16 protein-coding genes and 1 tRNA gene are annotated in these 16,238 nt (G+C 70.7%); 9 read left to right on the top strand and 8 right to left on the bottom strand.

Annotation, left to right across the window (positions count from 1 at the left end; all coding sequences use genetic code 11):
* Nucleotides 1–33: 33 nt before the first annotated feature.
* The 5 genes from SPRI_RS21620 to SPRI_RS21600 all read left to right on the top strand — a co-directional run bounded on the left by SPRI_RS21620 (nucleotide 34) and on the right by SPRI_RS21600 (nucleotide 3,405).
* Nucleotides 34–522: a GNAT family N-acetyltransferase gene (locus SPRI_RS21620; protein WP_005316460.1), complete on the top strand. Its 489-nt coding sequence runs from the start codon at nucleotides 34–36 to the stop codon at nucleotides 520–522.
* A 110-nt stretch (nucleotides 523–632) separates the two neighbouring features.
* Nucleotides 633–1,577: a trypsin-like serine peptidase gene (locus SPRI_RS21615; protein WP_037774429.1), complete on the top strand. Its 945-nt coding sequence runs from the start codon at nucleotides 633–635 to the stop codon at nucleotides 1,575–1,577.
* Nucleotides 1,578–1,755: 178 nt separating this feature from the next.
* Nucleotides 1,756–2,091, top strand: a complete 336-nt coding sequence (locus tag SPRI_RS21610) for an ArsR/SmtB family transcription factor (protein WP_005316454.1) — start codon at nucleotides 1,756–1,758, stop codon at nucleotides 2,089–2,091.
* Nucleotide 2,092: 1 nt separating this feature from the next.
* Complete coding sequence (locus SPRI_RS21605; protein ID WP_037774427.1) at nucleotides 2,093–2,797, top strand: cation transporter; 705 nt, start codon at nucleotides 2,093–2,095, stop codon at nucleotides 2,795–2,797.
* Between the two features lie 176 nt (nucleotides 2,798–2,973).
* On the top strand, nucleotides 2,974–3,405 hold the full coding sequence (locus SPRI_RS21600; RefSeq protein WP_005316450.1) for an SMI1/KNR4 family protein: 432 nt from the start codon (nucleotides 2,974–2,976) through the stop codon (nucleotides 3,403–3,405).
* Between the two features lie 108 nt (nucleotides 3,406–3,513).
* Here the strand turns inward: SPRI_RS21600 and SPRI_RS21595 are convergent.
* From SPRI_RS21595 to galU, 7 genes are all read right to left on the bottom strand, one after another.
* Nucleotides 3,514–3,587, bottom strand: a tRNA-Ala gene (locus SPRI_RS21595).
* 156 nt (nucleotides 3,588–3,743) lie between these two features.
* Nucleotides 3,744–4,859 (bottom strand): divisome protein SepX/GlpR, encoded by a 1,116-nt coding sequence (gene sepX, locus SPRI_RS21590; protein ID WP_053557193.1) that lies wholly within the window; start codon nucleotides 4,857–4,859, stop codon nucleotides 3,744–3,746.
* A gap of 136 nt (nucleotides 4,860–4,995) precedes the next feature.
* Nucleotides 4,996–5,625 carry a GNAT family N-acetyltransferase gene (locus SPRI_RS21585; protein ID WP_005316444.1) on the bottom strand — a complete coding sequence of 210 codons (630 nt, stop codon included), beginning with the start codon at nucleotides 5,623–5,625 and terminating at the stop codon, nucleotides 4,996–4,998.
* Complete coding sequence (locus SPRI_RS21580) at nucleotides 5,622–6,128, bottom strand: MogA/MoaB family molybdenum cofactor biosynthesis protein (protein WP_005316441.1); 507 nt, start codon at nucleotides 6,126–6,128, stop codon at nucleotides 5,622–5,624. Before SPRI_RS21580 ends, SPRI_RS21585 begins: the two co-directional genes overlap by 4 nt.
* Complete coding sequence (moaC, locus tag SPRI_RS21575; RefSeq protein WP_050791546.1) at nucleotides 6,125–6,652, bottom strand: cyclic pyranopterin monophosphate synthase MoaC; 528 nt, start codon at nucleotides 6,650–6,652, stop codon at nucleotides 6,125–6,127. The genes SPRI_RS21580 and moaC overlap by 4 nt, the downstream gene beginning before the upstream one ends.
* Nucleotides 6,653–6,724: 72 nt before the next feature.
* A complete protein-coding gene (gene glp / locus SPRI_RS21570; protein WP_053557192.1) occupies nucleotides 6,725–8,026 on the bottom strand; it encodes a molybdotransferase-like divisome protein Glp in 1,302 nt (433 codons plus the stop codon).
* Between the two features lie 4 nt (nucleotides 8,027–8,030).
* A complete protein-coding gene (gene galU / locus SPRI_RS21565) occupies nucleotides 8,031–8,957 on the bottom strand; it encodes a UTP--glucose-1-phosphate uridylyltransferase GalU (RefSeq protein ID WP_005316433.1) in 927 nt (308 codons plus the stop codon).
* Between the two features lie 94 nt (nucleotides 8,958–9,051).
* On the opposite strand from galU, the gene SPRI_RS21560 reads away from it, so the two are divergent.
* Complete coding sequence (locus SPRI_RS21560) at nucleotides 9,052–9,669, top strand: 5-formyltetrahydrofolate cyclo-ligase (protein WP_078951275.1); 618 nt, start codon at nucleotides 9,052–9,054, stop codon at nucleotides 9,667–9,669.
* Here SPRI_RS21560 and SPRI_RS21555 read toward each other — a convergent pair.
* Nucleotides 9,635–12,472, bottom strand: a complete 2,838-nt coding sequence (locus tag SPRI_RS21555) for a penicillin acylase family protein (RefSeq protein WP_005316427.1) — start codon at nucleotides 12,470–12,472, stop codon at nucleotides 9,635–9,637. The genes SPRI_RS21560 and SPRI_RS21555 overlap by 35 nt on opposite strands.
* Before the next feature lie 216 nt (nucleotides 12,473–12,688).
* Between SPRI_RS21555 and SPRI_RS21550 the strand changes: the two genes are divergently transcribed.
* The 3 genes from SPRI_RS21550 (at nucleotide 12,689) to SPRI_RS37330 (ending at nucleotide 16,187) form a co-directional block, all read left to right on the top strand.
* A complete protein-coding gene (locus SPRI_RS21550; protein ID WP_078535321.1) occupies nucleotides 12,689–14,200 on the top strand; it encodes a potassium/proton antiporter in 1,512 nt (503 codons plus the stop codon).
* A gap of 321 nt (nucleotides 14,201–14,521) precedes the next feature.
* Nucleotides 14,522–15,793, top strand: coding sequence for an MFS transporter (locus SPRI_RS21545; protein WP_005316421.1), 1,272 nt, complete (start codon nucleotides 14,522–14,524; stop codon nucleotides 15,791–15,793).
* Between the two features lie 67 nt (nucleotides 15,794–15,860).
* Complete coding sequence (locus SPRI_RS37330) at nucleotides 15,861–16,187, top strand: FmdB family zinc ribbon protein (RefSeq protein WP_005316418.1); 327 nt, start codon at nucleotides 15,861–15,863, stop codon at nucleotides 16,185–16,187.
* Nucleotides 16,188–16,238 lie beyond the last annotated feature (51 nt).

Here is a 16,238-nt window from a genome sequence, read left to right as displayed (position 1 = left end):
CGACGCCATTCGCATACACGTACGCTTCTGGGCATGCATGTCAGAACCGTGAGCTTCGACCACCCGGACGCCGTGAAGCTCAATGACCAGGTCCAGCTGGAATACGTGGAGCGCTACGGGGACGGCGAGGGCGACGCGACGCCGCTCGACGCCTCGATGTTCGTCCCGCCGAGTGGCCTGTATCTCATCGCCTACGACGACCAGGACCGCCCGCTCGCGACCGGCGGCTGGCGCACGCAGGACGAGAACCCGGAGGGGTACTCGGACGGCGACGCCGAGCTGAAGCGCATGTACGTGATCCCGGAGGCGCGCGGCCTGGGCCTGGCCCGCCGCATCCTTGCCGCCCTGGAGGAGGACGCCCGCGCGGCCGGCCGGACCCGCATGGTGCTGGAGACCGGGGACATGCAGCCGGAGGCGATCGCGCTGTACACCTCCAGCGGCTACGTACCGTGCGCGAAATTCGGCCACTACCGGGAGTACGAGAGCAGCCTCTGCATGGCGAAGTTCTTGACGCGCCCCTGACATAAGTTCGCGATTCGTGGCACTCTGCCTCACGCACGTCGATCCGCACCGTCCTGTCCCCCACCCCGCCCGAGGCATCCCGCGGGCGGGCACGGCAGAAGGAGACATGCGTGAGACGCCACCGCTTTGCCGCCTCGGTCCTGACCGCCGTCGGCGCCCTGCTCGCCGGGGCGCTGTCCGCCACCTCCGCGGGCGCCGCCCCGACCCCCTCCCCCACTCCCGCGTCCTTCGCCCCCGAGCAGGCGGCCAAGGGCTTCTGGACCGCCGAGCGGATGCGCGGCGCCACCCCGCTCGACATGATTCGCGCCACACCGGGCTCCTTCCGGGCGCCCGCTTCGCCGGCCGGTGAGGAAACGGTCGTGCGGCCCACCGCCTTCCCGCAGGCCGGCGGCCCGTGGACGGGCGGCGGCGCGGTGGTGAAGACCTCCGGCCGTGTGTTCTTCACCTTCCAGGGCCGCACCGCCTCCTGCTCCGGCAACTCGGTCACGAGCACCAACGGCAGTACGGTCATGACGGCCGGCCACTGCGTGAAGTACCAGGGCTCCTGGCACACCAACTGGGTCTTCGTCCCCGGCTACGACAACGGCCAGGCGCCGTACGGTCAGTGGAGCGCCACCAAGACGCTCGCCACGGACCAGTGGGCGGCGAGCGAGGACATCAACTACGACGTCGGCGCCGCCGTCGTCGCCCCGCTGAACGGAAAGACACTCAGCCAGACCGTCGGCGCGCAGGGCCTGAAGTTCAACGGCGGTTACAACAAGGCGATGTACGCCTTCGGCTTCCCGGCGGCCGACCCGTACGACGGCTCCAAGCTCATCCACTGCAGCGGCAACAGCTCGAAGGACTTCCTCTTCTCGAAGGACCACAGCCTCGGTTGCAACATGACGGGCGGCTCCAGCGGCGGCCCCTGGTTCGAGTCCTTCAACGAATCGACCGGGACGGGACTCCAGGTCTCGGTGAACAGCTTCGGCTACACGTTCCTGCCGAACCGCATGTTCGGCCCGTACTTCGGGGCGGAGGCGAAGGCCGTCTACGACAAGGCGCAGGTGTCCTGACGGGCTCCGGGAGCGACCGACCGGCCCCGTGGGACCGAGAGGCCCCGCCTGATCGCATGGATCGGGCGGGGCCTTCATGTGCGGCGAATCTGTGGGCATTTGATGTCATATGCGCACCGTATGAACAATCAGAGTTCAGACTTCCTTGAATTCAGGAATCCATGTACTGTTCGATGCCATGCTGAGCCTCGCCACCGGCCTCGACGCCCTCACCCGCTTCGGCCGCGCCCTGGCCGACCCGATCCGCTGCCGCATCCTTCTCGCCCTCCGCGAGGCTCCGGCCCACCCCTCCGACCTCGCCGACGCCCTCGAGATCTCGCGCACGAGGCTGTCGAACCACTTGGCATGCCTGCGCGACTGCGGTCTGGTCGTCGCCGTACCGGACGGGCGCCGCACCCGCTACGAGCTGGCCGACGAACGTCTCGGCCACGCCCTCGACGACCTGCGCACCGCCGTGCTCGCGGTCGAGGCGGACAAGATGTGCCCGGACGCGGAGACGAAGGGCTGCTGCTGAGATGACCGCGATGTCCCTCGGGCCGTCCCCGGCTCGTCGCGACGCCCTCGCCAGGCGCATACGGCTGTTGGTCGCCGCGACCATCGCCTACAACGTGATCGAGGCGACCGTCGCCCTCACCGCCGGCGCGCTCGCCTCTTCCTCCGCGCTGATCGGCTTCGGCCTGGACTCCGTCATCGAGGTCTCCTCCGCGACGGCGGTCGCCTGGCAGTTCTCCGCCCACGACCACGCGGCACGCGAGGCACGGGAGAAGACGACCCTGCGGATCATCTCCGTCTCCTTCTTCGCCCTCGCGGCCTTTGTCGGCGTCGACGCCGTGCGCGCCCTGGCCGGTGCAGGCGAGGCGGACCGCTCCGTCCCGGGCATCGTGATCGCAGCGCTCTCGCTGGCGGTCATGCCGTTCCTGTCCGCCGCGCAACGCCGCGCCGGGCGCGAACTCGGCTCCGCGAGCGCGGTCGCCGACTCCAAGCAGACCCTGCTCTGCACCTACCTGTCCGCCGTGCTCCTCGTCGGCCTGGTCCTCAACGCCACACTCGGCTGGTCCTGGGCAGACCCCGTCGCCGCGCTCGCCATCGCGGCCATCGCCGTCAAGGAGGGCCGCGACGCCTGGCAGGGCAAGGGCTGCTGCGCGCCACCGGTCCGGGCCTCCCTCCCCGACCCGCCCACCGACCCTTGCGGCTGCCACCCCGGCTGCGCCTGCTGCTGACCTGCCGAGGCGGACGCGCTCCCGGGCCGGCCTCCAACGCCGGTCCGCTGGAGCGACCTTGGGGCGGGAGCCGCCTTGGAGGCGTCGAAGGCCGGTGGCCCTGGCCATGGTTGCCGTATCCCCTGCGGCACAACACCCCCGTTCGAGTCGTCGGTCCTCCTGCCTAAGCTGCGCCCATGTGGAAAGACGCCGCTGCAAAGGCCTTGCACACCGTCGAGTTCCGGGCGCCCGTTGACGCGACCGCTCTCGCCGAGGCAGAGCGGCGCCTCGGCCGGACACTGCCGGCGCAACTGGCGGCTCTGCTGAGGGAGACCAACGGAGTGGTCGGCGAGTACGGGACCGACGTCGTCTGGTCCCTGGAGCGGATCGTGGAGGAGAACCTGCTGTTCTGGTCCCCTGATACGTTCCCCGGCCTCTACATGCCCGTCGACCCGCTGCTGTTCTTCGGCGACAACGGCGGGGGCGACCAGTTCGCGTTCGTGCTCACGCCCGAGCGTCCGGACATCTTCGTCTGGGATCACGAGAATGACAGTCGGCTGTGGGCTGCACGGGCGCTGGAGGACTACCTGCACCGTTCCCTGGCGGGCGACGGCGACTGGTACCGGTAGCCTCCGGCCGGCCTTTGCCTCGCTGGATCAGGATCGCGGTCACGATGAAGGCCGCACGAATGGCGAGAGCCCCTGTCGGACGAATCCGACAGAGGCTCTCAGCTGCGGTGGACCTGTGGGGATTTGAACCCCAGACCCCCTCGATGCGAACGAGGTGCGCTACCAGACTGCGCCACAGGCCCTTGCAACGAGTGAAACTCTAGCATCCCGATCGGGGTGCTTGGAAATCCGTTCCCTGCCGGCCGCCCGACGGGTCTTCTTGCTGGTCACGGACGACACGCGGGGGCGCTGCCGGACGTCGGCAGCGCCCCCGGGGCGGGCTCGTTCCGCCGGTGGTCTCACTCGTTGGCGGCGCGCGGCCGGTCCTCTTCCGCGTACTGGTCGAAGAGCGGCGTGCGGCCCCGGTCGCGGGCGCGGCGGGACTGGGAGGAGGTGCGGCGGCCCGGCGCCGCGCCGGGCTCCGCGTCCGGAGTCTCGCGCGGGGCGGGCGTCGGCTCCGCCACGGAGGAGCGGGCGGCGCTCCAGGTCTCCGGGTCGCTGACGTCGACGCCGCTCGAGGCGCGCGGCGCGACCGGAGCGGTGACGTACGTGGGCAGCGGGACCGGCACCGGCTCCCAGCTGTCGCCGGTCGCGGGGCCGCGCTGACGCTGCTGGTCCACCCACTCCGCGTGATCGGTCTGCTCGACCAGCGCGCGGCGGCCCGCCTCCTGCGGGGAGAGCTGCGGGGCCGGCTCGGGCTCGGCGTCCTCGGCGTGCTCCATGGGCCCGGCCTCCGGCTCGGCCGCGGCCGGCGCGGGCTGGTGACGGCGCGGACGGTTCTCGCGCAGCCGCTGCGCCGCCGCCTCCGCCCGTCGGCGGTCCATGGTGAACGCGAACCGCCGCCGCTCCTGCGCGCGCATCTGCACGATGTAGGCGCTGAGGAGCACGGCCGGCACGGAGGGCACCCACAGGAGGCCCAGCCCGCCGACCGCGGCGACCACAGCGCCGACGGTGAAGGCGAGGAAGAGGACGATGGTCGTCCGTCTGCGCCGGGCGAGGACCTTGCTGCGCCGCGCGCGCTCGGCGGCGGCACGGTCGGACCGGCGGCGTGGGGCGGGGCGCCGGGTGGGGGTCCGGCCGGCGGGCCGGTCCGTCTCCTGCTCGGTGTCCTCGGTCACGTCCCGGCGGACTTCGGTGCGGGGCGCGGCGAAGGCCCGGACGTCCACGGAACTCAAACGATCCGTGTCGGCATCCGGGTCCACGTCGTGCTCGGGCTCCTCAGCGGTGCGTTCCTGCAGCTCCTTGGCGTACCGGCGCTCCATCGCCGCTCGTCCGGACAGCAGCCGGATGGCGGTGGAGAAGCGTTCCGTCGGACGGGCTTCGTTCAGCTCGTCCTGCCTGCGGAGCCACATCGGCACCAAGTAGGCGGCCCAGGCCCCGACGATGACTGCGTAGATGAGGCCGCTGCTGCTCACGCAACACACCGTAGAGGGATTTGCACAAGGGCATCCGCCAATTGGCCCGGTGTGTCGCACGATCTGGCTGATATCACGGACTTTTTTTGTGATTGTTCAGATCGGTTCGTGGCTGCCGCTGACCAATTTCGAACACTTATTTTATTTCCCGGGCGGTTCCGGGTCGTGCCTGGTGCCAGCGGTTGAGCAGCCCCTCCGGCACCTCCTCTGCCGTCAGCGCGAACACGAGGTGGTCCCGCCACGCGCCGTCGATGTGGAGATAACGGGGCCGCAGCCCCTCCTCGCGGAATCCGAGTTTTTCCACCACACGGCGGCTCGGCCCGTTCTCGGGCCGAATGCAGACCTCGATGCGGTGCAGACCGACCGAGCGGAAACAGTGGTCCACGGCCAGGGCGACGGCCGTCGGCATGACCCCGCGGCCGGCGATGCTCCGGTCGACCCAGTAGCCGACATGCCCTGAGCACATCGAGCCCCAGGTGATCCCGGCCACGGTCAGCTGCCCGACGAGCCTTCCCTGGTACTCGATCACGAACGGCAGCATCCGGCCCGCGTTCGCCTCCGCGCGCAGGTGGCGGACCATCTGCCGGTACGTCGGCCGCTGGATGAGCGGCCCGCCCGGGGCAGGGGGCGGGATCGTCGCCTCCCAGGGACGCAGCCAGTCGCGGTTGCGCCGGTTGACCTCACGCCAGGTGCGCTGATCACGCAGCTTTATGGGGCGGAGGGTGATGTCACCGTCCACCAGGACGACCGGCCAGCTGACGCTCATGACGGTCTGGGATGGTCGCCGCCGCGCAACTGGTCGACGGCATGGCGCAGGACCTGTTCCAGCACAGCGAGCCCGTCCCGCACTCCCCCGGTGGAGCCGGGGAGGTTGACGATCAGGGTGCGGCCGGCGACTCCGGCGACACCGCGCGAGAGCACGGCGGTGGGCACCTTCTCGCGTCCGTACGCGCGGATCGCCTCCGGGATGCCGGGGACCTCGTGGTCGAGGAGGGCGCGGGTCACCTCGGGCGTGCGGTCGGTGGGCGAGACGCCCGTGCCGCCGGTGGTGACGATGACGTCGTACCGGTCGGCCACCCCGCCGCGCAGCGCCTCTCCGACCGGGTCTCCGTCGGGGACGACCCTGGGGCCGTCCACGGCGAAGCCCATCGCGGTGAGCTTCTCGGCGATGAGCGGGCCGCCCGTGTCCTCGTACACCCCGGCCGCCGCCCGGTTGGAGGCGGTGACCACGAGCGCGCGGTACGGGGCCGTGGCGTGGGCGGAGGTCATGCGTGCGCTCCCTCGGTTCCGTGCGGCGTTCCCGTCCCGCCGGACGCGTCCCGGGCCCAGTCGCCGGACTTGCCGCCCGTCTTCTCCTCGACGCGGATGTCGGTGATGACCGCCGCCTTGTCGACGGCCTTGATCATGTCCACGACCGTGAGTGCCGCGACGGAGACCGCCGTGAGCGCCTCCATCTCCACGCCCGTGCGGTCCGTCGTCTTCACGGTGGCGGCGATCTCGACCGCGTCGTCGGCGACGAGAAGATCGAGCTTCACACCGGAGACGGCGAGGGGGTGGCAGAGCGGGATCAGGTCGGGCGTGCGCTTCGCGCCCATGATCCCGGCGATCCGTGCCGTGGCGAGCGCGTCGCCCTTGGGGACGCCCTCGCCGCGCAGCAACTCCACCACGTGCGGCGAGACCAGGACGCGGCCGGTGGCGCGCGCGGTGCGGGCGGTGACGTCCTTCCCGGATACGTCGACCATGCGGGCCGCCCCCGCCTCGTCGATGTGCGTCAGCCTGCCTTGCGTACTCATGTGCGCCTGTGCTCCCGGTCCGGTCCCGTCAGGGCCTGTGTGGTCAGACACGGTACCGCCACAGGGGGCCGGTCAGCCCAGGAGGACCACGCCGAGCTCCGTGCCGGGCTCCACGGACGTGTCGGACTCCGGGACCACGATCAGGCAGTCGGCGTGGGCGAGCGCCGCGATCAGATGGGAGCCGGCGCCGCCGACGGGGGTGACACTGCCGGCCTCCGCGTCGTACCTGCCGCGGAGGAACTGGCGCTTCCCGGCCGGGGAGCCGATCGCCTTGTCCGCCTTGAGCACGGCCCGCGCGGTGGGGCGGTGCACGTCCGGCAGCCCCATGAGCGCGCGGATCGCGGGCCGGACGAACAACTCGAAGGAGACGTACGACGACACCGGGTTGCCGGGCAGGGCCAGCAGCGGCGTGTGCTCGGGGCCGATGGAGCCGAAGCCCTGCGGCTTGCCCGGCTGCATCGCGAGCTTGCGGAAGTCGATCCCGCCGCCGGGCACGTCCTCGTCGCCGACCGAGGAGAGCGCCTCCTTGACCACGTCGTACGCTCCGACGCTGACACCGCCCGTGGTGACCAGCAGATCGGCGCGGATCAGCTGGTCCTCGATGGTGGCGCGCAGGGTTTCCGCGTCGTCGGTGACCGCGCCCACCCGGTAGGAGATCGCGCCAGCGTCCCGCGCGGCGGCGGCGAGCGCGAAGCTGTTGGAGTCGTAGATCCTGCCCTCGGTCAATTCCTCCCCCGGCTGGACCAGTTCGCTGCCGGTCGACAGGACCACCACACGGGGCCGGGGGCGGACCCGCACGGTGCCGCGGCCGATCGCGGCGAGCAGTCCGATCTGGGGCGGGCCGAGGACCGTGCCCGCCGCGAGGGCCAGGTCACCGGCCTGCACGTCGCTGCCCCGGGCGCGCACATGCGCACGCTCCTCGACGGGCCGGTGGACGCGGACCTCGCCGCTCGCGCCCGCCGGGTCCTGGCCGGCGGGGCGCATCGTCCGGGCCGCTCCTCCGCCGGTGCCGCCGTCGGTCCACTCCACGGGGACCACGGCCTGCGCGCCGGGCGGCAGCGGGGCTCCGGTCATGATGCGGGCGGCCTGGCCGGGGCCGACCGTGGGCAGACCTCCGCTGCCGGCGGCCACGTCCCCGATGACGGTCAGGACGGAGGGGAACTCCTCCGTGGCGCCCGCGACATCGGCGACGCGGACCGCGTACCCGTCCATGGAGCTGTTGTCGAACGGTGGCAGCGCGACGGGGACGGTGACGTCCTCGACAAGGACACAGCCCTGGGCGTCCGGCAGCTGGAGCTCGATCGGGTCGAGCGGGCGGATCGCGGCGAGGATGTCCTCGAGGTGGTCGTCCACCGACCAGATCGTGCTGCTCACGGTCCTACATCTCCTCGGTCACAAAACTGCGAAGCCAGTCCCGGAACTCCGGGCCCAGGTCCTCACGTTCGCACGCGAGTCTGACAATGGCACGCAGATAGTCGCCTCGGTCACCGGTGTCGTAGCGGCGGCCCTTGAAGATCACTCCGTGGACCGGGCCCCCGGGGCTCACTTCCGTGGCGGGGGCCGACCGGTCCGCCTCCGCGAGCTTCTGGAGCGCGTCGGTGAGCTGGATCTCGCCGCCGCGGCCCGGCTCCGTCTCCCGCAGCACGCCGAAGACGGCAGGGTCGAGGACGTAGCGGCCGATGATCGCCAGGTTGCTGGGCGCGTCCGCGGTCTCCGGCTTCTCCACCAGGTCGGTGATCTTGACGACGTCACTGTCGCCGGTGGGCTTCACGGCGGCGCAGCCGTAGAGGTGGATCTGGGCCGGGTCGACCTCCATCAGCGCGATGACGCTGCCGCCCTCACGCTCCTGGACCTCGACCATGCGGGCCAGCAGCGGGTCCCGCGGGTCGATCAGGTCGTCGCCGAGGAGGACCGCGAAGGGCTGGTCACCGACGTGCGGCTCGGCGCACAGCACGGCGTGGCCGAGCCCGCGAGGGTCGCCCTGGCGCACGTAGTGCATGGTCGCGAGGTCGCTGGACTCCTGGACCTTCGCGAGCCTTCCGGCGTCGCCCTTGCGGGAGAGGGCCTCTTCGAGCTCGTAGTTGCGGTCGAAGTGGTCCTCGAGCGGGCGCTTGTTGCGTCCAGTGATCATCAGCACGTCGGAGAGGCCGGCCGAGACGGCCTCCTCGACCACGTACTGGATCGCCGGCTTGTCGACCACAGGCAGCATCTCTTTGGGCGTGGCTTTCGTGGCAGGCAGGAACCGGGTGCCGAGGCCTGCGGCTGGGATGACAGCCTTGCTGATCCTGGGGTGCGACTGAGTCATGCGGAGCACCATATCCGGTGAGTATGGGCGGAAGATGATACTCCGGTTAACTTCGTCCTCACAAAGACGTGTACAACACATTTACGGGTGGGCAATGAACGCCGACATGTCGGAAAAGAGCGTGCTGCGGGCCGAACTGCTCGGCGCACGACGGCTCCTGTCCACACAGGACGTGACGGAGACCGCCGCGGTTCTCGCGCGGCACGCACTGCGTCTTTCCGAGCTGGCGGACGCCGCGACCGTGGCCGCCTACGTGTCCGTCGGACGCGAGCCCGGGACGCGCGCGCTGCTCGACGCCCTGCGCTCCAGAGGAGTACGCGTCCTGCTGCCCGTGCTGCTGGACGACAACGACCTGGACTGGGGGGTGTACCGGGGCGCCGATCACCTGGAGCGCGCCGGACGCGGGCTCCTGGAGCCGGACGGGGAGCGGCTCGGTCCGGACGCGGTCCTCACGGCCGACGCCGTACTGCTGCCCGGACTCGCCGTGGACGCCCGTGGCATGCGGCTCGGTCGCGGCGGCGGTTCGTACGACCGCGTCCTCGCCCGCCTCGCCGCCGCCGGCGCGGACCCGGCGCTCGTGGTGCTCCTGCACACGAACGAGGTGGTCGCGCGGGTCCCGGTGGAACCGCACGACCACCCCGTTCACGCGGTGGTGACGCCCGACGGCGTCACCCGGTTCACGGGACGGAATGGCCCGGCGGAACGAGCGTGAGCGTGTCGGCGGTGCCGGCCGACACCGCCTGCGCGCTGTAGGCCCAGTCCAGCAGCTCGCCGTTGGCCCACATGTCGGTCTGGTCGGTGTAGTGCGCGTTGTACGCGTGGCCGGAGGCACCGGTGAGGTTGATCCACCGGGACTCGTCCCACTCGCCGACGTTGACCACCATCCGCATCGAGGGCACCCACACGACCTCGTAGCCGCCCGCCGCGTTCCAGCCCGTGGCGTTCACCGCGGCCTCGCCGCCGCCGAGGTTCCACGGGCCGCGGTTGAGGATGGTCTGCAGGAAGCCCGGTCCGTTGGTGCCCAGCGTCTGGTTCGTCAGGGTGAGCTGGTGCAGGCGGCCCCAGCTCCAGCTGGAGGCGTCCTTGCCCAGCCTGGCCGTCAGCTCCCAGCGGGCGTCCGCCATCGCACGGCCGAGCAGCTCGTCGCGGGTGTCGGTCGCCTGCTCCGTACGCGTCCGGGGCGACTGCCACCAGGTGTTGTCCTCGTCCTTCAGCAGCCGTCGCACCACCTCGAACCAGCGGTCGCCGCCGTCGGGCTGGGCCGAGTCGGGGTCACGCTGGCCGCACTCGCGCACCCGCTCCTCGAGGTCGTCGTCCGGGGCCGTGCTGTCGGCGGGCCGGACGCTGAGGCACTCGCCCTCGACGCGCAGCTCCTTGGGGAGCTTGTTGCCGAACGCCAGCTTGAGGACGTTGCGCCACACCGCGTTGAAGTAGGCGGCGGCGCCGGAGTCCGGCTCCTGGGTGTAGTCCCAGCCCTCGAGCAGCTTCTGTGCCTCGCGGACGTACGGGTCGGAGACGTCGATCTTCAGCAGGTAGGGCGTGAGCAGCTTGGCGATCTCGCTGCTGTTGTCCGTCTGCATGGTGCGCATGTCTTCGGTCGAGATCTTGCCGCCGTCCTGGATCTTCGACTCGATGAGGTCGTTGATCCGCTGGCTCCGGGCGCCGTAGCCGTAGTCCTTGGTGATCAGGTACGGGTACTTCTCGGCGTCGATCACGGCCTGGTTGGCGGTGACGATGTAGCCGCGGTCGGGGTTGTACTCGTACGGCAGCTCGTCGAAGGGGATGTAGTCGGTCCACTTGTACGCCGGGTCCCAGCCGGGGGCGGGCGTGGAGCCGTCGCCCTGGGCGCGGACCGGGATCCGGCCCGGGGCCTGGTAGCCGATGTTGCCCTTGGTGTCGGCGTAGATCAGGTTCTGCGAGGGGACCTCGAAGTTCTGCGCGGCCTTGCGGAAGCTCTGGAAGTCCTTGGCCCGGTTGAGCTCGAAGACGGCGTCCATGGTCCGGCCCGGCTGGAGGGCGGTCCACTGCAGGGCGACTCCGTAGCCGGAGGCGCGGTCCGGCGCGGCGTTGGACACGGGCGCCTTCTCGCCGACCTTCTCCAGCTCGTCGCTGCGGTCGGAGACCAGGGGGCCGTGCCCGGTGGAGCGGACAGTGATCGTCTTGCTGGCGCCGCCGGCGACCTTGATGACCTCCTTGCGGGTGGTCAGCTGCTTCTCCTCGTCGCCGACGAGGTAGCTGTCGCCGGTGAGCTTCTCGAGGTAGAGGTCGGTGACGTCGGCGCCGAGGTTGGTGAAGCCCCAGGCGATGTCCTGGTTGTGGCCGATTATCACGCCCGGCATGCCGGAGAAGGTGTAGCCCGCGACGTCGTAGCGGCACTTCTCGGAGGTCTCACGGCAGTGCAGACCCATCTGGTACCAGAGCGAGGGCAGCTGGGGGGCGAGGTGCGGGTCATTGGCCAGCAGAGGCTTGCCGGTGGTCGTGTACCCGCCGCCCACCACCCAGGAGTTGGAACCGATGCCGTTGCCGCTGGGGCCGAGGAGAGCGGGGACCGCGTCGATGGAGTCCGAGAGCGCGGCCAGCTGCGAGCTCGGTCCGGAGGAAGCGTCCGCCGCACCGCCGGCGCTGCCGGTTCCCGTGCCGTCACCGGTGCCGGTTCCGGTGCCCGTGCCGGTGCCGTCACCTGTGCCCGTGCCGTCGCCGGTGTCTCCGCCGGTGGAACCGTCCTCGAGGTCGGAGGGCTTGGCCGCCGGGTCGAACTTCCCGGTGACCTGGCTGATGCCGCCCTCCTCGACGATCGGCTTGTTGCGCTCGAACGGATAGGACGGGTACAGGTCCTTGATCTGCTTCTCGCTGAGCCTGCTGGTCAGCAGGGAGCGGTCGATCTCGCTCTTCATGTTCCCGCGCAGGTCCCAGGCCATCGCCTTGAGCCAGGCCACCGAGTCGACCGGCGACCACGGCTCGGGCTTGTAGTCGTTGGTGAAGGACAGCGCCGCGTACTCGACCGAGATCTCCTCGGCGGAGCGCCCCTTGAGGTACGCGTTGACGCCTTCCGAATAGGCCTGGAGGTACTTCTTCGTCTCCGCGGAGAGCTTGGTGTCGTACTCCTCCTGCGCGACGTGGCGCCAGCCGAGTGTGCGCAGGAAGGCGTCCGTCTCGACCTGCCCGGAGCCGAACATCTCGGAGAGCCGGCCGGCGGTCATGTGGCGGCGGACGTCCATCTCCCAGAAGCGGTCCTGTGCCTGGACGAATCCCTGGGCACGGAACAGGTCCTCGTCGGTGTCCGCGTAGATCTGCGGGATGCCGTGGCCGTCCCGCTTGACCTCGACCTTCCCGCCGAGCCCTGCGAGTTGGACCGAGCCGGTGGTCTGCGGGAAGGAGGCACGCACCGTACTGATGCTCCAGTACGCCCCGTAGCCGACGCCCGCCACGAGGGCCAGCACCAGGACGAGCACGAGCAGTCGGGCGCGTCGCCCCTTCTTCTTCTTGGGGGAAGAGGCGGTTGTGTTGGCGGGCATCGCTGTCCTTCGAGGGGCAGGGTGGTCCTGGGAATGCTGAGGCAACTCTAGGCGCAGCGCCCGACCGGCCCGGACGCGGTATCCACAAGGCACCCTCGTCCACGGACAAACAGATCATCAGACCGTCAAGGAAGCGTTAAAGATTAGGTAAGGTAACGAAGTGTCGCCCGCCGGAACGAGGATCCGGCCGCAAGGCGCGAGGGGAAGGATCGGCCACTGACTGTCCACCAGCTCAACGAACTCCTGCTCATCTGCTCGCTGGTCCTGCTCGTGGCCGTGGCAGCTGTGCGCCTGTCCTCGCGCAGCGGGCTGCCGAGCCTGCTGCTGTATCTCGGCATCGGCATGGCCATCGGCCGGGACGGCCTGCTCGACGTCCAGTTCCACGACGCCGAACTGACGCAGGTGATCGGCTACGGCGCCCTCGTCGTGATCCTGGCCGAAGGTGGACTCGGCACGAAGTGGAAAGAGATCAGGCCGGCGCTGCCCGCGGCCGCCGCTCTGGCGACGGCAGGCGTCGCGGTGAGCGTCGGCGTCACGGCCGCCGCCGCCCACTATCTGGTGGGACTCCCGTGGCAGCAGGCCCTGATCGTCGGCGCGGTCGTCTCCTCGACCGACGCCGCCGCGGTCTTCTCCGTGCTGCGCAAAGTGCCGCTGCCGTCCCGGGTGACCGGAGCGCTCGAGGCGGAATCCGGTTTCAACGACGCCCCCGTCGTGATCCTGGTGGTGGCGTTCTCCACGACCGGTCCGATCGACGCCTGGTACATGCTGGTCGGCGAGATCGCGCTGGAGCTGGCGATCGGCGCGGTCATCGGACTCGCGACCGGCTGGCTCGGCGCGTTCGCCCTGCGGCATGTGGCCCTGCCCGCGTCCGGCCTCTACCCGATCGCCGTCCTGGCGATCGCGGTCATGGCGTACGGGGCCGGTGCCATGGCGCATGGCAGCGGCTTCCTCGCCGTCTATCTCGCCTCGATGGTCCTCGGCAACGCCAAACTGCCGCACGCCCCGGCCAACCGCGGTTTCGCAGAAGGGCTCGGCTGGCTGGCCCAGATCGGCATGTTCGTCCTGCTCGGCCTGCTGGTGACGCCGCACGATCTGCTCCGCGACTTCTGGCCCGCGGTGATCGTCGGCCTGATACTGACCGTGGTCGCACGCCCCGTCGGAGTCTTCGTCAGCCTGGTGCCCTTCCGCATCCCGTGGCAGGAACAGGTGCTGATGTCGTGGGCCGGCCTCCGCGGCGCGGTGCCCATCATTTTCGCGACGATCCCCATGGTCGCGGGCATCGAGGGCAACGACCGGATCTTCAACATCGTCTTCGTCCTGGTGGTCGTCTACACCCTGGTGCAGGGACCGACCCTGCCCTGGCTCGCGAAGCGACTGCGGCTCGGCGACACCTCCGGGGCCGCCGACCTCGGCATCGAGTCCGCGCCCCTGGAGCGACTGCGCGGGCACCTGCTCTCGGTCGCGGTCCCCGAGGAGTCGAGGATGCACGGCGTGGAGGTCGCGGAGCTGCGGCTGCCGTCCGGCTCCGCCGTCACCCTCGTCGTCCGCGACGGCAAGAGTTTCGTGCCGCTGCCCTCGACGGTGCTGCGGCACGGCGACGAGCTTCTCGTGGTGGCGACCGACCCCGTCAGGGACGCCGCCGAGCGGCGCCTGCGGGCGGTCGCCCAGGGCGGAAAGCTCGCCGACTGGCTGGGCACAGGGGGCGGTGCGCGGCGTCGGCACCTGTGACCGACGGGGCGGATCAAGGCGCCGGTCCCTGTGACCGACGGGGCGGATCAAAGGGTCCGCCGGTGATCGTGCCCCGTGATTCGCAGGAATACATGAGGTGATCCCGGTCATTCCCCAGGAAGCGACAGGGAAAGTCCCTGTACCATGAAGGCACACTGATCGACCAACTCTGCCTGACGCAGAGCTGGCGCGACCGTATGGCGGCCGCGGAGTCCCCCTGCTGTGGGCCCCGGTATCTACCGCAGTTCCGCGCAAGAGGACAGCTCTCGGCGGCTCCCGACACCCAGGGGAGCGCTACCAGGCGGCAGAAAGGCAAGGACCGTGGAGTCCACGGTCGCTTCTGGCAAGCGTCCTGGTTACGGGCAGCTGCTCCGTACCGCAGGCGCCTGGACGTTCCTGCTTCCCGGGTTCGCCGCCCGGCAGCCGTTCGCGATGCTCACCATCGGCATCGTCCTGCTCGTCCAGCACACCACCGGCTCGTACGGCAGCGCAGGCGCCGTCGCAGCCGTCACCGGCGTAGCCATGGCGCTGTTCGCGCCGCAGAGCGGCAAGCTCGCCGACCGCTACGGCCAGCGCGCGGTGCTGGTGCCCGGCGTGCTCGTGCACACGGCTTCGGGTGCCGCGCTCACCGTGCTGGCCCTCACCGGCGCCCCCCTGTGGGCGCTGTTCGTCGCGGCCGTGCCGACCGGCGCCTCCGTTCCGCAGGTGGGCCCGATGGTGCGGGCCCGCTGGGCCGCGCGCCTCCAGGGCTCGCCCCTGATGTCGACCGCCGCGGCCTTCGAGTCCGTGACGGACGAATTCACCTTCGTGGTGGGACCTGTCCTCGCCACCGCCCTGTGCACCGGGATCCACCCGGCGGCCGGTCTGATCGCCGAGTCGGCGCTCACGCTGGCCGGCGGTCTGCTCTTCGCCGCCCAGCGCCGCACCCAGCCCGACCACGGCCTCTCGCTCACCGACGCCCGGACCAAGCGCGTCTCCGCGCTGTCCGTGCCCGGCGTGCGGGTCCTGGCGGTCGCCTTCCTCGGCATCGGCTCCGTCTTCGGTGGCATGCAGGTCTCGCTGACCGCCTTCACCCAGGAGATCGGGCAGCCCGGCATGAACGGTCTGCTCTACGGCCTCTTCGCCGCCGGAAACATGCTGGCCGGCGTCGCCGTCGGCGCCATCGCCTGGAGGACCGGGCCCCGCCGCAGGCTGGTGCTCGGCTACACGGGCCTCACCCTGGCCGCGTCCCTGCTCTGGACGGCCCACTCCGTGGTGCTGCTCGGCGCGCTGGGCCTGGTCGTCGGCCTCTTCATCGCCCCCGCGCTGATCACCGGCTACACCCTCGTCGACTCGCTCGTACCGGCCACCGCCCGCACCGAGGCCTTCACCTGGTTGACGGGTGCGGTGGCGCTGGGCCAGGCGGCCGCCGTGACGGTGGCCGGACAGCTGGCCGACGAGTACGGCGCGAGCGCCGGATTCGCCGTGCCGCTGGCGGGCACCGCGCTCGCGCTGATCACCCTTGTGGCACTGCGTTCGCGTCTTGCTCCGCGTGCCTCCGGACGGGTCGCGGCGCGTGGGATCGGTCACCGAGTGCCGGTGACGGTGGACTGATTCCGCGGAATACGTCACTATGGATCGTCGTTAGCACTCATCGAGTGAGAGTGCCAGGAGGAAGACAGTGCCGACCTACCAGTACCAGTGCACCGAATGCGGCGAGGGCCTCGAGGCGGTGCAGAAGTTCACCGATGACGCCCTGACCGTATGCCCCAGCTGTGACGGACGCCTGAAGAAGGTGTTCTCAGCGGTCGGCATCGTCTTCAAGGGTTCCGGCTTCTACCGCAACGACAGCCGCGGCTCGTCGTCGAGCAGCTCACCCGCGTCGACCTCCTCGTCGTCGACGGGCACGAAGTCCTCGTCGGACACGAAGACGGCGTCCACCGCCGCTTCCTCGACGGCTTCCTCCTCGTCCTCGAGCACGTCGAGCGCGTCCGGCTCCGCAGCCTGATCCTCACGTTTCCGAGACCCCGCCCGGCATCCGACCTCGGCGGGGTTCTTG

The organism is Streptomyces pristinaespiralis (genome assembly GCF_001278075.1).
In the GTDB taxonomy this organism is placed as follows: Bacteria; Actinomycetota; Actinomycetes; order Streptomycetales; family Streptomycetaceae; genus Streptomyces; species Streptomyces pristinaespiralis.
Note: the sequence above shows the minus strand (reverse complement) of the source record. Positions and strands in the feature narration are given on the sequence as shown.

Bases quoted from the DNA above. Each gene is read 5' to 3' on its own strand.
- SPRI_RS21620 (WP_005316460.1), top strand. From the start codon at position 34: ATGCATGTCAGAACCGTGAGCTTCGACCACCCGGACGCCGTGAAGCTC.
- SPRI_RS21610 (WP_005316454.1), top strand. From the start codon at position 1,756: ATGCTGAGCCTCGCCACCGGCCTCGACGCCCTCACCCGCTTCGGCCGC.
- SPRI_RS21605 (WP_037774427.1), top strand. From the start codon at position 2,093: ATGACCGCGATGTCCCTCGGGCCGTCCCCGGCTCGTCGCGACGCCCTC.
- SPRI_RS21600 (WP_005316450.1), top strand. From the start codon at position 2,974: ATGTGGAAAGACGCCGCTGCAAAGGCCTTGCACACCGTCGAGTTCCGG.
- SPRI_RS21585 (WP_005316444.1), bottom strand. From the start codon at position 5,625: ATGAGCGTCAGCTGGCCGGTCGTCCTGGTGGACGGTGACATCACCCTC.
- SPRI_RS21580 (WP_005316441.1), bottom strand. From the start codon at position 6,128: ATGACCTCCGCCCACGCCACGGCCCCGTACCGCGCGCTCGTGGTCACC.
- moaC (WP_050791546.1), bottom strand. From the start codon at position 6,652: ATGAGTACGCAAGGCAGGCTGACGCACATCGACGAGGCGGGGGCGGCC.
- galU (WP_005316433.1), bottom strand. From the start codon at position 8,957: ATGACTCAGTCGCACCCCAGGATCAGCAAGGCTGTCATCCCAGCCGCA.
- SPRI_RS21560 (WP_078951275.1), top strand. From the start codon at position 9,052: ATGAACGCCGACATGTCGGAAAAGAGCGTGCTGCGGGCCGAACTGCTC.
- SPRI_RS21555 (WP_005316427.1), bottom strand. From the start codon at position 12,472: ATGCCCGCCAACACAACCGCCTCTTCCCCCAAGAAGAAGAAGGGGCGA.